Here is a 13286-nt window from a genome sequence, read left to right on the forward strand (position 1 = left end):
GGCACTTTTCTGGTGATGGTCGCCTACCCAATTTCTCATCTCTTCTCAAGTATAGGACGCCAACCGGTACTTCTATGGCAAACGCTCCCGAGCGCTACAATCCGCGTGAACAAGAACCCTTCTGGCAAAAGGTCTGGGCCGAGAAGAAGACCTTCGAGACGTCCAACGACGACTCGCGCCCTCCCTATTATGTTCTTGAAATGTTCCCTTACCCTTCCGGGCGGATTCATATGGGGCACGTGCGTAACTACACCATGGGAGATGTGGTCGCCCGGTTTCAGCGGGCCAAGGGGCGCAATGTACTGCACCCGATGGGCTGGGACGCTTTTGGCATGCCGGCCGAAAACGCCGCCATGGCCAACAAGGTGCATCCGCGCGAATGGACGTACGAAAACATCGCCGCAATGCGCAAACAGCTGCAATCTATGGGATTTTCCCTCGATTGGAGCCGCGAGTTCGCGACCTGCGATGAAGAATACTATCACCAGCAGCAAAATCTGTTCCTCGACATGCTCGATGCTGGCCTCGTCACGCGCAAGACATCCAAGGTCAATTGGGACCCCGTGGACCACACCGTGCTGGCCAACGAACAGGTGATCGACGGGCGCGGCTGGCGCTCCGGCGCCTTGGTCGAACAGCGCGAGCTCACCCAGTGGTTCTTCAAGATTTCCGATTTCGCCGAGGACCTGCTCGACGCCATCGACAGGCTCGACAACTGGCCCGACAAGGTGCGGCTGATGCAGCGCAACTGGATCGGGCGTTCGGATGGGCTGCGCATCCTGTTCGAGATTGCCGGAGAGGGTGCGCCTGAAAAAACCATCGAGATTTTCACCACACGCCCAGACACCTTGTTTGGCGCTTCGTTCGTGGCGTTGTCGCCAGATCATCCTCTGGCGGCTGAACTGGCACGCGGCGATGCGGAACTCGCTGAGTTCATCGCTGAATGTCATCGGATGGGCACCTCTGCCGAAGCGATCGAAACCGCTGAAAAGCGCGGATATCGCACTGCGCTCAAGGTGCGCCATCCGCTGATCGAGGGCGCGACGCTTCCGGTCTATGTCGCCAATTTCGTCTTGATGGACTACGGCACCGGCGCCATTTTCGGGTGCCCCGCCCATGACCAACGCGACCTCGATTTCGCCCGCAAATACGATCTGCCGGTCATCCCGGTCGTGCTGCCGGCCGATGCCGATCCAAAGGTGTTTGCGATCGACGCCGAGGCCTATACCGGCGCCGGCATGGCCTTCAATTCCGGCTTCCTCGACGGCATGGAGATCGACGCGGCCAAGGAGGCTATGGCCGCATATTTGGAACAGCGCATAGTCGATGGCCATCCGCAGGCGAGCCGTCAGGTCAATTACCGCCTGCGCGACTGGGGTATTTCCCGCCAGCGCTATTGGGGTTGCCCGATCCCGGTGATCCATTGCGACACCTGTGGCATCGTCCCGGTGCCCCGCGACCAATTGCCGGTGCGCCTGCCTGAAGATGTCGAATTCGACACGCCCGGCAACCCGCTCGACCGCCACCAGGGATTCAAGCACGTTCCCTGCCCCACGTGCGGATCGGCGGCCCGGCGTGAAACCGATACCATGGACACCTTTGTCGATTCGTCCTGGTATTTCGTGCGCTTTACCGCGCCCCGCGCCGAAACGCCCACCATTCCCGAGGTGGCCGACCGCTGGCTGCCCGTCGATCAGTATATTGGCGGCGTCGAGCACGCGATCCTGCATCTGCTCTATTCGCGCTTTTTTGCCCGCGCCATGAGCCGTACCGGACACATGCATGTCGATGAGCCGTTCAAGGGCCTGTTCACCCAGGGCATGGTGACCCACGAAACCTATCGCGATGCCAGCGGCGACTGGGTGGCGCCCACCGATATCGAATTCGACACAATCGACGGCCACAGGGTGGCGCGCGCCCTGGGCTCGGGCGACCCGATCGAGATTGGCTCCGTCGAAAAGATGAGCAAATCCAAGCGCAACGTCGTCGATCCCGATGACATGATCGCCACTTACGGGGCCGATACCGCGCGCTGGTTCATGCTCTCGGATTCCCCCCCCGAGCGTGATGTGCAATGGACCGAATCCGGCATCGAAGGCGCCTGGCGCTTCGTGCAGCGCATCTATAAGCTGGTCGGCGAAGCCACGTCGGTGCTTGCATCCGACCCGGTCATGCTCGAAACGGACGATTCGCGCACGGTTGACATGTTGCGCGCCGCCCACCGGATCACGGCGCATATCGACGCCGATCTTGCCGGTCTGCGGTTCAACCGGGCCGTGGCACAGATTTACGAGTTGGCCAACGCCATCCAGAAATTCATCCCGGTGGTGGCTGCCGCCCCGTCCCTCGACAGCATCAATGCCTTGCGCTCTGCCATCGAGCGGCTGATCCAGTTCATCGCACCGATGATGCCGCATCTGGCGGAAACCTGCTGGAAGCAGCTCGGGCACACGACCATGGCCTGCGACACGCCGTGGCCGGAAGCAGATCCCGCGTATCTTGCCGAGGACGTTGTGGTGCTGGCCGTGCAGGTCAACGGCAAGCGACGTGGGGAAATCGAGATGCCAAAGGACGCGCCCTCCGACCAGGTGGAAACTGCAGCCTTGTCACTGGAAGCGGTAGCGCGAATTCTGGACGGCAAAGCCCCCCGAAAGGTGATCGTCGTGCCCAACAGGATCGTCAATGTGGTCGGCTAGCGCCGTGCGGCGCACCATGCCCGGACTTGCCCTGGCAGCATCGCTGATGCTCGCCGGGTGTACGCTGGCGCCGGTACATGGCAGCAGCACAGGTAGCACAATTGCCCCCATTGCCCTTAATTATGCCGAGCCACAATCCCGGCTCGAACAGATTGTTTACCAGACGCTTGGCGCGCGGTTCCGCTCGGGCGACGCAACCAGCCCGGTTGTGTGGGCAAGAGTTTCGGCCCGATCATCGCAGATCGGTTTGTCTCGCGTCGCAAGCCCGGTGACCGATCGCCAGATCGATGTCACCATTGTCTTTGAGGTCACGGAGAACAACACGGTTGTGGCCAGCGGCTCGCGATCGGCGACCGCCTTGTACCAGACCACGGATCAATCCGTCGCCGATGACGCCGCCTTGCGCAAGGCGGAAGACCAGGCGGCAAGAGCGGCCGCAGACGCCGTGCGGCTCGCACTTATTGCCGCCCTCCCGGCCCGATGACGGCCCTTAAGGGCCGTGACATTGAGAGATTTATCACCAGCCCGGATTTGCGGAGCGGATTCGTTGTTGTCTATGGCCCCGATGCCGGGCTTGTCAACGAAACCGCAGCGCGGCTGACGCGCCACTATGCCGGCGATCCGCCCGATCCGGAAAGTCTGATCCAGCTGCATATGAGCGAGATCGACGCCGATCCCCAGCGGCTGGGCATCCTGGCGCGCAGTCCGTCGCTGTTTGGGGGCAATACCACAATTCGCGTGCGCGGAGCGAGCAACAAGCTGGCTGCAGGATTGGTCGAACTGTTCGAGACCGGTGCCGACTCCATCATCATCGTCGAGGGTGGCGACCTCAAACCGTCTGACGCTTTGCGCAAACAGGCCGAAGCGCGCCGCGATGCCCGGGCCGTCCCTTGCTACGCCGATAGCGGCCAGACCATCGACTCACTGATTCGCGAGACCTTTGCCCAAGCGCGCATTTCGCTTGAAACCGATCTCGTACCCATGCTGCGCGACATGCTGGGCAATGACCGCCAGATCACCCGGCGGGAATTGGAAAAGCTGGTGCTGTTCGCCGGAGAAGGCGGAAAGCTCAGCCGCGAAGATGTGACGCGCCTCTGTGGTGACAACGCCGCCCTGGCCATTGATGCCGTGGTCGATTCCATTGCCACCGGTCACGCCAGACGGTTCGATGACGCGATGACAAGGGCGCTCAGCGCCGGAACCGATCCGCAGCGGCTATTAATCGTCACCATGCAGCATTTTTCCAGGCTGCGCGCCATGCGGGCGCAGATCGATGCAGGGGCCGGGCTCGATCAGGTCGTCGCCCGGGCAACACCGCGCATTCACTTTTCCCGCAAAGCAAGCGTAGAGCAGCAATTGCGGCTGTGGACCGACAGCGCGCTGGCATCGGCTTGTAATCGGCTGGCGACGGGGATCGCCGACAGTCGCAAGACCGGGCCGCTGGCGATGGCGATTGGCCGTCAGGCCATGCTCGCCGTATGCATGGCCGCGGCGCGGCGCTGATCGCAGCGAAAACGTCGCCGCTGATCTAGCAGATCAGCGGCGCATGTTTCATGTGCAACATCGCCATCAGCGGGTCAGCAATCGGCTGCACACCGCGTCGAGCTGTTCCAGGGTGCGATAGCGGATTTCGAGGCGTCCGCCACGATCGCGATGCTCCAGCGTCACTGACAACCCAAGAGCATCGGAAAGCTGCTTTTCCAGCGCCAGCGTATCGGCATCTTTGGTGCTGGGCTTACGCTCTCCGCCCGCCGATGGCCGACGAACTTCGGCGTCCTGCTGATGCAGGGCTTCCGCTTCGCGCACTGAAAGGCCCGCATCGACAATGCGACGCGCCAGGGCCAGCGGCTCTTCCGAAGTGATCAATGTGCGCGCGTGCCCCGCGGTCAATTCACCGCGTTCGAGCATGGCCTGCACTTCACCCGGCAACCGCAACAGCCGCAAGGTGTTGGCGACATGCGAGCGCGATTTACCGATCACCTGCGCCAGATCGTTCTGGGTATATTCGAACTGCTCGATCAGCTGGCCGTAGCCTTGCGCTTCTTCGAGCGGATTGAGATCGGCGCGCTGGACGTTTTCGATGATCGCCAGTTCCAGCGCTTCGCGGTCGTCGACTTCCCGGATGATCACCGGCACTTCGTGCAGACCCGCGCGCTGCGCGGCGCGCCAGCGGCGTTCGCCGGCGATGATTTCGTAGATATCGGGTCCCTGATCGCTGGGGCGGACCAGCAGCGGCTGCATCACCCCTTTTTCGCGAATCGAGTTGGTCAGATCATCAAGCAAATCCGCATCGAAATCCTTGCGCGGGTTGGCCCGGCTGGCGATGATGAATTCGACCGGGAGCCGCCGCGTACCCGTCGCCGAATCCGCCTGGCGCGGGGCTTCAAGCGGGGGCATATCTCCGATGAGGGCGGCGAGGCCGCGACCAAGACGCGTGGGTTTGTCGTTCATGGGGTTCTCCATCAGGCCGCCCGCAACTGGCGTTCGCGCTTGATCACCTCGGTGGCCAGCCGCAGATACGCCTGGCTGCCGGCGCATTTGAGATCGTAAAGCAGCGCCGGCTTGCCATAGGACGGCGCTTCCGATAGCCGCACATTGCGGGGAATAACGGTATCATACACCAGCGTGCCCATATGGCTGCGCACGTCGTTGAGCACCTGTTCGCTCAGATTGTTGCGCTTGTCGAACATGGTCATGACCACGCCCTGGATTGAGAGGCGCGGATTGAGGGTGGTGCGGATCTGCTCGATGGTTTGCAGCAACTGGCTGAGCCCTTCAAGCGCAAAGAACTCGCATTGCAGCGGCACCAGAACCGCATCGGCGGCGGTCAGCGCGTTGATGGTGAGCAGGTTGAGCGAGGGCGGGCAATCGATCAGCACATAGGTGATCGGTTTGCCATCAATGGTGAGATCGTGCAGGGATTTGAGGGCTTCCTTGAGCCGGAACGCACGATCGCGCTCGGCGGCGATGGTCAGCTCCACCCCCAACAGGTCCATGGTCGAGGGCACCACGGCGACATTGGGCACACTGGTCAAAACGGCTGCTTCACTGACGCTGGCTTCGTTGAGCAGCAGATCATAGGACGAACGCTCGCGCTGGTTACGATCGATGCCGAGCCCGGTCGAGGCGTTGCCTTGTGGATCGAGATCGATGATCAGGACCCGTTCACCAATCGCGGCCAGCGCCGTGGCGAGGTTGATGGCCGTCGTCGTCTTGCCGACGCCCCCCTTTTGATTGGCGAGAGTGAGAATACGCGGATGCATCTTGCCTCCGAAACCGGTTCGGTTTCAACCACTTGAATTCAGGGCCGGGGATGCAACGCGGTAAAGTCGAGGATCACTGCGTTTTCATCCGTGGCGCTCTGATGCTTTAACACATCGTAAACCCAATCTGAATCCGCTTGTTGCAGTTCTTCCCCGAATTCGCGGCCCTTATGCAACAGCGCACGGCTGCTGGGCCCCCAGAACCTGTGCACATAGCGCAACAAGAGCGGCAAGGGGGCCAGGGCGCGAGAGGTCACGAGGTCAATGGGGCCAAGAGTTTGCGGGTCGACGGCCTCGATTCGCGCCGTGTGAACGGTGAGCGGCAGATCGAAGTCCCGCGCCATGGCGCGCAGAAACGCGCCTTTTCGGGCGTTGGATTCGATCAGATGCATGGAAAAATCGCGGCCTTTGAGGGCAATTGCGACGGGAATCGCCGGAAAACCGCCGCCACTGCCGATATCGAGCATGGTCAAAGGGCCGGTTTGCGGGCCGATCAGGGGCAAAAGCTGAAGCGAATCAAGGATATGGCGCGACCACAGGTCCCCCGGTGTTTCACGTGAAACCAGGTTCTGCACCCGCTGCCAGCGCTCAACTTGGGTGCAAAAATCGTGGAGTTGTGATGATTTCTGCGGGAGTTGGCCAAAAATTGACGCCTCAAGATGGCCCAGCGACTGCAAACGGGCCGCTTCCGTCGAAAAATCACTCATGACGCCTTGCGATCCATGCGCCCGCGCCGAATCACCGCCAGAACCAGCGTCACCGCAGCGGGGGTGATGCCTTCGATCCGCTGGGCCTGGGCGATGGTCCTTGGCCTCGCATCGATGAGTTTTTGCTTCATTTCATTGGAAAGACCCGACAGGCGCTCATAGTCGAACCAATCGGGAATGGCCCGCGATTCATCACGGCGCACGGCTTCGACATCGGCGCGCTGGCGTTCGAGATAAACCGCGTATTGGGCATCGATGCTGAGCTGCTCGAAAATCTTGTCATTGATCTGCGCGATCTCGGGCCAGATGCGTTCGAGATCGGCACGGGTGGTGGTGGGATAGCTCATCAGATCAAAGGCCGAGCGATGCACGCCATCGGCATTGATGTTGACGCCCACAGACCGGGCCCGGGTCGGGGTGACCGACAGCGACTGCAACAGCTCCTTGTTACGGTCGAGCGCAGTCCTATGGGCGGTAAAATGCTCGCGCCGCTCAGGACCGACGAGACCGATCTCCATGCCAATTGGCGTCAGACGCTGATCGGCATTATCGACCCGCAAATGCAGGCGGAACTCGGCGCGGGAGGTGAACATGCGATAGGGCTCGGTAACGCCGCGCGTGATCAGATCGTCGATCATCACCCCGATATAGGAATTGGTCCGCGACAGGATCAGCGGATCGCGGCCCAGGATGGCCAAGGCGGCATTGGCGCCGGCGAGCAAGCCCTGGGCAGCGGCTTCCTCGTAACCGGTGGTGCCATTGATCTGCCCGGCCAGATAGAGGCCCGGCAAGGCACGCAACATCAAAGTGGGGTCAAGCTCCCGTGGATCGACGTGATCATATTCAATGGCGTAGCCCGGCTGCTTGATAACGACGTTTTCCAATCCCGGCATGGTGCGCAGGAATTCGAGCTGCACATCCTCGGGCAGGGAACTGGAGACCCCGTTGGGATAGATGGTCGTATCGTCGAGCCCTTCGGGTTCGAGGAACACAAGATGGCTATCCTTATCCGAAAACCGCACCACCTTGTCTTCGATCGAGGGGCAATAGCGCGGGCCGCGCGAAGCAATACGCCCGGAATACAGCGCGGAGCGATCAAGGTTATCGGCGATAATCGCGTGGGTCCGGGCTGTTGTGCGCGTTTCGTAACAGGCGATCTGCGGCGTGGAGATGGTGTCGGTGAGCGAAGAAAACGGTTCTGGTGGGGTGTCGCCCAACTGTTCGGTGAGCACCGAAAAATCGATCGTCGTCGCGTCAAGCCGCGCCGGTGTGCCGGTCTTGAGACGCCCGAGCCGCAGCCCGAGGGCTTCGAGGCGATTGGACAGCCCGAGAACCGGCCCCTCCCCGGCCCGACCGGCTGGATAAGAGTCCAGCCCGCAATGGATCAAGCCGCGCAGGAACGTGCCGGTGGTCAGCACCACGGCCTCCGCGTCAAAGCTGCGCCCATCGAGCAGCACGACGCCGGAAACCTTGCCATGGGTGAGGGTGAGATCATCGACCTCGCCTTCGATGATGGTGAGATGGTCCGTTGCGGCAAGTTCAGCCTGCATGGCGGCGCGATAGAGCTTGCGATCCATCTGGGCCCGCGGACCGCGCACGGCGGGACCTTTGCGCCGGTTGAGCACCCGGAACTGGATGCCAGCCTGATCGGCGACCCGCGCCATCACGCCATCGAGCGCATCGATCTCGCGGACCAGATGGCCCTTGCCCAACCCGCCGATGGCCGGATTGCAGCTCAGCTCACCGATGGTGGCGCGCTTGTGGGTGATCAGAGCCGTGGAAATGCCCAGCCGTGCCGAAGCCGCCGCGGCTTCAGCCCCGGCGTGTCCACCCCCAACGATGATGACGCCATATGCGGTCATGGTTGATCCTTGGTCTGTTTCACGTGAATCCAGCAGCGGGTTAAACTCCGTGTTTCACGTGAATCCATCTGTGTGATCGACGGCGCCGTGTTTCACGTGAATCATTTTCCGATACAGAAGCCGGCGAACAAGCGGTCGAGCACGGCTTCACTGTCCATCAGGCCAATCAAACCAGCCAATGTGTCCGCGGCGCGGCGCAGCTCTTCGGCGCACAATTCCAACTGGTCGATGCGGGCAATGGCCTGATCGATGTGGGTGATCGCTGCCGCCAGCGCCTGCTGATCGCGCAAATGGCTGACCAGCATCGGTTCGCTGCCGATCTGCGCTTCAATATGCGTTTTCAGCCGGGCAAGCAAGTCTTCGATGCCAGCACCGGTATGGGCCGAAAAGGCCAGATCGACAGGATGAGCCTGGGCCCCAAGATCGCTTTTACTCGCGAGGGTCCAGATCGGAACGGCAATGTTGCCCAGATGGGTGGTTTCCGTATCGGGGGCGAGCAGATGCAGCACCAGATCGGCCGCTTCGATGGCGCTATGGGCGCGGCGGACGCCCTCGGCTTCAGCCAGGCTGTCAGTCTCGCGCAGGCCCGCGGTGTCGGTGAGCGTCACTAACGCCCCACCCAGATCGATGGACACATCCTTGGTGTCGCGGGTGGTGCCGGCCTCGGCGGTAACAATGGCCAGATCCGAGCCGGCCAACCTATTGAGCAGGCTTGATTTTCCGGCATTGGGAGCGCCGGCCAGCACGACGCGAAAACCTTCGCGCTGCAAGCGTCCGCGCTCGAAGCCCGCCAGAGCCTCCCCAAGCGTGGTGCTCAGCGCGGTCAAATCCTCGCGAAAGTGCGGCGGCAGCGAAAACGGGACGTCGTCTTCGTCGGAAAAGTCCAGTTGAGCTTCGATTTCAGCCCGGGCGTCGAGCAGGATATCGCGCCATACACCAACCTGCTGCCCCAGACCGCCCTCAAGCCGTGCCAGCGCCTGTTTGCGCTGGGATTCGGTCTCGGCAGCCAATAAATCCCCCAGTCCCTCGATGGCAGTGAGATCGAGTTTGCCGTTTTCAAAGGCGCGGCGGGTGAAGTCGCCGGGACCGGCCAGAGTGATCCCGGTAAGGGTCAGCAGCGTCGCCAATACGGCCTTGACCCCGGCAGGGGAGCCATGGATTTGCAACTCGGCGCAATCGTCCCCGGTAAAGGAATGGGGTGCGGGGAAAATTGCCACCAGGCCCTGATCGAGCGCCGTCCCGGTCTTGGGATCGCGCAGCATGCGTAGAGTGAGGGTGCGGGGTGGGGGCAGCGCTCCGGTGAGCGCGGTGACCGCCGCAAAGCTTTGCGGGCCCGACAACCGGATCACCGCGACGCCGGCGGGAAGACTGCCGGAGGAAAGGGCAACAATGGTGGGTGTATTGGGCACGGTGCGACTTTGGCTGGTTGAGCAGCGACAGCGCCTCCGTACGGGCGGGCGGTCCCCAGATTTGGGCTCGGGACCGCCACCGCGACGTCAGTGAGCGAACGCTGCGCTCAAGTGTTCATCGATTCAAAGAATTCGGCGTTGGTCTTGGTCTGGCGCAGCTTGTCGAGCAGGAATTCCATCGCGTCGACAGTGCCCATCGGGCTCAGAATCCGGCGCAGCACATACATCTTGCGCAGCACATCGGGTTCGACCAGCAGCTCTTCCTTGCGGGTGCCCGACTTGGTGACATCGATGGCCGGGAACACGCGCTTGTCGGAAACCTTGCGATCGAGCACGATTTCCGAGTTGCCGGTGCCCTTGAACTCTTCAAAGATCACTTCATCCATGCGGCTGCCGGTATCGATCAGCGCCGTGGAAATGATGGTCAGCGACCCGCCGCCTTCGATATTGCGCGCTGCTCCGAAAAACCGCTTGGGGCGCTGCAAGGCGTTGGCGTCGACACCCCCGGTCAAGACCTTGCCCGAAGACGGCACCACGGTGTTGTAGGCGCGGCCCAGCCGGGTGATGGAATCGAGCAGGATCACCACGTCGCGCTTGTGTTCGACGAGACGCTTGGCCTTTTCGATCACCATTTCGGCAACCTGGACGTGGCGCGAGGCGGGCTCGTCAAAAGTCGAGGAAATCACCTCGCCGCGCACCGAGCGCTGCATGTCGGTGACTTCTTCGGGGCGTTCGTCGATCAGCAGCACGATCAGATAGCATTCGGGGTGATTGGTCGCGATCGACTGTGCAATATTTTGCAACAGTACCGTTTTACCAGTACGCGGCGGCGCAACAATCAGGGCACGCTGGCCCTTGCCGAGCGGCGCGACCAGATCGATCACCCTTGCCGAGCGATCCTTGACGGTCGGATCGCCGATTTCCATGTGCAGCCGCTCATCGGGATAGAGCGGGGTAAGGTTGTCGAAATTGATCTTGTGGCGGACCCGTTCGGGGTCCTCGAAATTGATTGTGTTGACCTTGAGCAGGGCAAAATAGCGCTCGCCTTCCTTGGGAGAGCGGATCTGGCCTTCAACCGTATCGCCGGTGCGCAGGCCAAAGCGGCGAATCTGCGAAGGGCTAACATAGATGTCGTCGGGACCGGGCAGGTAGTTGGCATCAGGGGAGCGCAGGAATCCGAACCCGTCGGGCAGGACTTCGACAACGCCTTCGCCGGTGATATCGACCTCGCGGGTGGCCAACTGCTTGAGAATGGCGAACATCAATTCCTGCTTGCGCAGGATATTGGCATTTTCGACGTCGAGCTCTTCGGCAAAGGACTGCAATTCGGCCGGAGATTTGGCCTTGAGGTCCCTGAGCTTCATGAATTCCATGACCAGCCTTCTTAAGGGATATGGAGGAGGGAAAAATATAAGGATAGGGGAAGGTGGGGCGGACCTTGTGCCGCCCGTCTCACGGCGAATGCGCGAGTTGCTCGCCCCTCATAAACCATTCAGCGCGCTTTTTGCAAGCGGAACCGGAATTTTTCGACGGTTCAGAACGGCTTTACGATCACGGCAATGACGATAACGATCATGAGGACCGTCGGTATCTCATTGATTGCCCTGAAAAATTTTGCCGGGCGCGTATTGGTGTCCTTGGCAAAAGCCCGCAAATTGCTGCCCAGAAATCCATGGAATCCCGACAGCGCCAGGACAAACGCCAGTTTGAGCCACAGCCAGCCCATGGAAAAAATCGCCGAACCGTAAAGGTGGAGCAGCCACAAGCCGAATACCCAGGTGGCGATCATCGCCGGGGTGGTGATGGCCCGGTACAGACGCCGCTCCATCACCTTGAAGGTCTCGGACTGCACCGAACCGGGCTCGGCGTCGGCATGATAGACGAACAGACGCGGCAAATAGAGCAACCCCGCCATCCACGCGATGACCGAGATAATGTGAAATGCCTTGACCCATTCGAGCATGATCATGCCCCCGCGTTAGAAACCCTACACCCGGCCATGCACCAGATCGACGAGTCGTGCAACATTTTCGATCGGGGTTTGCGGCACAATGCCATGCCCGAGGTTGAAAATATGCGGACGATCGGCAAAAGCGGCGATGATCTTGCGGGCGCGATCTTCCATCTGCTGGCCGCCGGCGACAAGCCGCAGCGGATCGAGATTGCCCTGCACCGGCAGCGATTTGGGCAGCGTGTCCGAGGCAAAACCTAGCGGCAGGGCGTAATCGAGGCCCAGGACCGACACCCCGGTCTGCTCGGCATAGGTCTTGAGCATGCCCGCGGCACCGCGCGGAAAGCCGGTGATCGGCGCGCCGGGGATAAATTCGCGGACCCGTTCGACCAGCCGTCGGTTGGGCTCGATCACATAGGCGGCGAAAAATTCCTCGTCGAGATTGAGGGCCCAGCTTTCAAAGATCTGCACGATATCGGCACCGGCGCGGAACTGGGCGACCAGATATTGGGCAGAGACCTCGACCAGCATGTCGATCAATGCGGAAAAGGCTTCCGGGTGCTCAAGCGCGAAAATGCGGGCCTTGGCCTGATCCGACGAACCGCGTCCGCCCAGCATGTAGGTGGCAACGGTCCAGGGGGCACCACAAAACCCGATCAGGGTCTTGTTCGGAGAGAGCGCCAGTTTGACCCGATCGATGGTTTCGAGAACCGGGCTTAGCTTTTCCAGAGCGTTGGTCGGATCGAGCGCTGCGATACCGGCAGGATCCAAGGGCTCAAGGATCGGGCCTTCGCCTTCGGCAAAACGAACCGTTTGTCCCAAAGCGTCCGGGATGACCAAAATATCGGAAAACAGGATTGCCGCATCGAGATCGAACCGGCGCAGGGGTTGAAGGGTGACTTCAGCCGCCATCGTCGGTGTGTAGCACAGATTGAGAAACCCACCGGCCTTCTCGCGGACTTGGCGATACTCGGGAAGATAGCGGCCGGCCTGGCGCATGATCCAGATGGGAGGCGTCGGCTGCTTGATGCCCAGTGCGGTATCGAGGAGCGGTTTGCCGGTGGCTTGCGGAGAGGAAATTTGACGATCCAATGGAGACCCTGTCTTTTTAAAAAAGGACTCTAATAAGAGTTTGTTTCTTCTTTATGGCTGTGTTTTGCAACAATTGGCGCGAGGTCACAACCTTGGGGGCTGAAAAGGGCTTGCGGCAGTTGCGCGCGGCGAGGGCGGTTTGCGGCAAAGCTCTGCAATTGGGGAAGAACGGCGCTGATCGCCGCAATCGTTAAGGGTTCGTTAACACGTCCCTTGTGCAAAACCTTAACAAAAGGTTAAGGCTTGCTGAGGGCGCGCGGCTAAGCTTATCCCCATACTTGTCCCCAGCCCCCTCAAACTGTCCCC

Annotated in this window: 11 protein-coding genes; 3 read left to right on the forward strand and 8 right to left on the reverse strand. The window is 61.1% G+C overall.

All coding sequences use genetic code 11. From position 1 onward, the window contains the following. The first annotated feature begins 74 nt into the window (after positions 1 to 74). Genes leuS through holA form a run of 3 tightly spaced genes read left to right on the forward strand, consistent with a single transcriptional unit; the run spans position 75 to position 4199 of the window. Positions 75 to 2696, forward strand: coding sequence for a leucine--tRNA ligase (gene leuS / locus VNS12_RS08855; protein ID WP_325487460.1), 2622 nt, complete (start codon positions 75 to 77; stop codon positions 2694 to 2696). Beyond that, a complete protein-coding gene (locus VNS12_RS08860; RefSeq protein WP_325487461.1) occupies positions 2683 to 3180 on the forward strand; it encodes a hypothetical protein in 498 nt (165 codons plus the stop codon). The genes leuS and VNS12_RS08860 overlap by 14 nt, the downstream gene beginning before the upstream one ends. After that, entirely contained in the window at positions 3177 to 4199 is a 1023-nt protein-coding gene (gene holA / locus VNS12_RS08865) for a DNA polymerase III subunit delta (protein ID WP_325487462.1), read from the forward strand. Before VNS12_RS08860 ends, holA begins: the two co-directional genes overlap by 4 nt. A 66-nt stretch (positions 4200 to 4265) precedes the next feature. On the opposite strand, the gene VNS12_RS08870 is transcribed toward holA, so the two are convergent. The 8 genes from VNS12_RS08870 to hemE all read right to left on the reverse strand — a co-directional run bounded on the left by VNS12_RS08870 (position 4266) and on the right by hemE (position 12980). Next, positions 4266 to 5147, reverse strand: coding sequence for a ParB/RepB/Spo0J family partition protein (locus tag VNS12_RS08870; protein ID WP_325487463.1), 882 nt, complete (start codon positions 5145 to 5147; stop codon positions 4266 to 4268). A gap of 11 nt (positions 5148 to 5158) precedes the next feature. After that, positions 5159 to 5959: a ParA family protein gene (locus VNS12_RS08875; protein ID WP_325487464.1), complete on the reverse strand. Its 801-nt coding sequence runs from the start codon at positions 5957 to 5959 to the stop codon at positions 5159 to 5161. A 38-nt stretch (positions 5960 to 5997) separates the two neighbouring features. Continuing rightward, on the reverse strand, positions 5998 to 6666 hold the full coding sequence (gene rsmG / locus VNS12_RS08880; RefSeq protein ID WP_325487465.1) for a 16S rRNA (guanine(527)-N(7))-methyltransferase RsmG: 669 nt from the start codon (positions 6664 to 6666) through the stop codon (positions 5998 to 6000). Continuing rightward, positions 6663 to 8528 (reverse strand): tRNA uridine-5-carboxymethylaminomethyl(34) synthesis enzyme MnmG, encoded by a 1866-nt coding sequence (gene mnmG / locus VNS12_RS08885; RefSeq protein WP_325487466.1) that lies wholly within the window; start codon positions 8526 to 8528, stop codon positions 6663 to 6665. Before mnmG ends, rsmG begins: the two co-directional genes overlap by 4 nt. 101 nt (positions 8529 to 8629) lie before the next feature. Next, positions 8630 to 9937 (reverse strand): tRNA uridine-5-carboxymethylaminomethyl(34) synthesis GTPase MnmE, encoded by a 1308-nt coding sequence (mnmE, locus tag VNS12_RS08890; RefSeq protein WP_325487467.1) that lies wholly within the window; start codon positions 9935 to 9937, stop codon positions 8630 to 8632. Positions 9938 to 10044: 107 nt separating this feature from the next. Then, positions 10045 to 11310 (reverse strand): transcription termination factor Rho, encoded by a 1266-nt coding sequence (gene rho / locus VNS12_RS08895; RefSeq protein WP_325487468.1) that lies wholly within the window; start codon positions 11308 to 11310, stop codon positions 10045 to 10047. A gap of 161 nt (positions 11311 to 11471) precedes the next feature. Continuing rightward, positions 11472 to 11900 carry a protoporphyrinogen oxidase HemJ gene (gene hemJ / locus VNS12_RS08900; protein WP_325487535.1) on the reverse strand — a complete coding sequence of 143 codons (429 nt, stop codon included), beginning with the start codon at positions 11898 to 11900 and terminating at the stop codon, positions 11472 to 11474. A gap of 24 nt (positions 11901 to 11924) precedes the next feature. Continuing rightward, entirely contained in the window at positions 11925 to 12980 is a 1056-nt protein-coding gene (gene hemE, locus VNS12_RS08905) for a uroporphyrinogen decarboxylase (protein WP_325487469.1), read from the reverse strand. Positions 12981 to 13286: the final 306 nt, after the last annotated feature.

Source organism: Pelagibacterium sp. (genome assembly GCF_035555455.1).
Classification (GTDB): Bacteria; Pseudomonadota; Alphaproteobacteria; order Rhizobiales; family Devosiaceae; genus Pelagibacterium.

Coding starts and splice junctions, on each gene's coding strand:
- leuS (WP_325487460.1), top strand. CDS start 75: ATGGCAAACGCTCCCGAGCGCTACAATCCGCGTGAACAAGAACCCTTC.
- VNS12_RS08860 (WP_325487461.1), top strand. CDS start 2,683: ATGTGGTCGGCTAGCGCCGTGCGGCGCACCATGCCCGGACTTGCCCTG.
- holA (WP_325487462.1), top strand. CDS start 3,177: ATGACGGCCCTTAAGGGCCGTGACATTGAGAGATTTATCACCAGCCCG.
- VNS12_RS08870 (WP_325487463.1), bottom strand. CDS start 5,147: ATGAACGACAAACCCACGCGTCTTGGTCGCGGCCTCGCCGCCCTCATC.
- VNS12_RS08875 (WP_325487464.1), bottom strand. CDS start 5,959: ATGCATCCGCGTATTCTCACTCTCGCCAATCAAAAGGGGGGCGTCGGC.
- rsmG (WP_325487465.1), bottom strand. CDS start 6,666: ATGAGTGATTTTTCGACGGAAGCGGCCCGTTTGCAGTCGCTGGGCCAT.
- mnmG (WP_325487466.1), bottom strand. CDS start 8,528: ATGACCGCATATGGCGTCATCATCGTTGGGGGTGGACACGCCGGGGCT.
- rho (WP_325487468.1), bottom strand. CDS start 11,310: ATGGAATTCATGAAGCTCAGGGACCTCAAGGCCAAATCTCCGGCCGAA.
- hemJ (WP_325487535.1), bottom strand. CDS start 11,900: ATGCTCGAATGGGTCAAGGCATTTCACATTATCTCGGTCATCGCGTGG.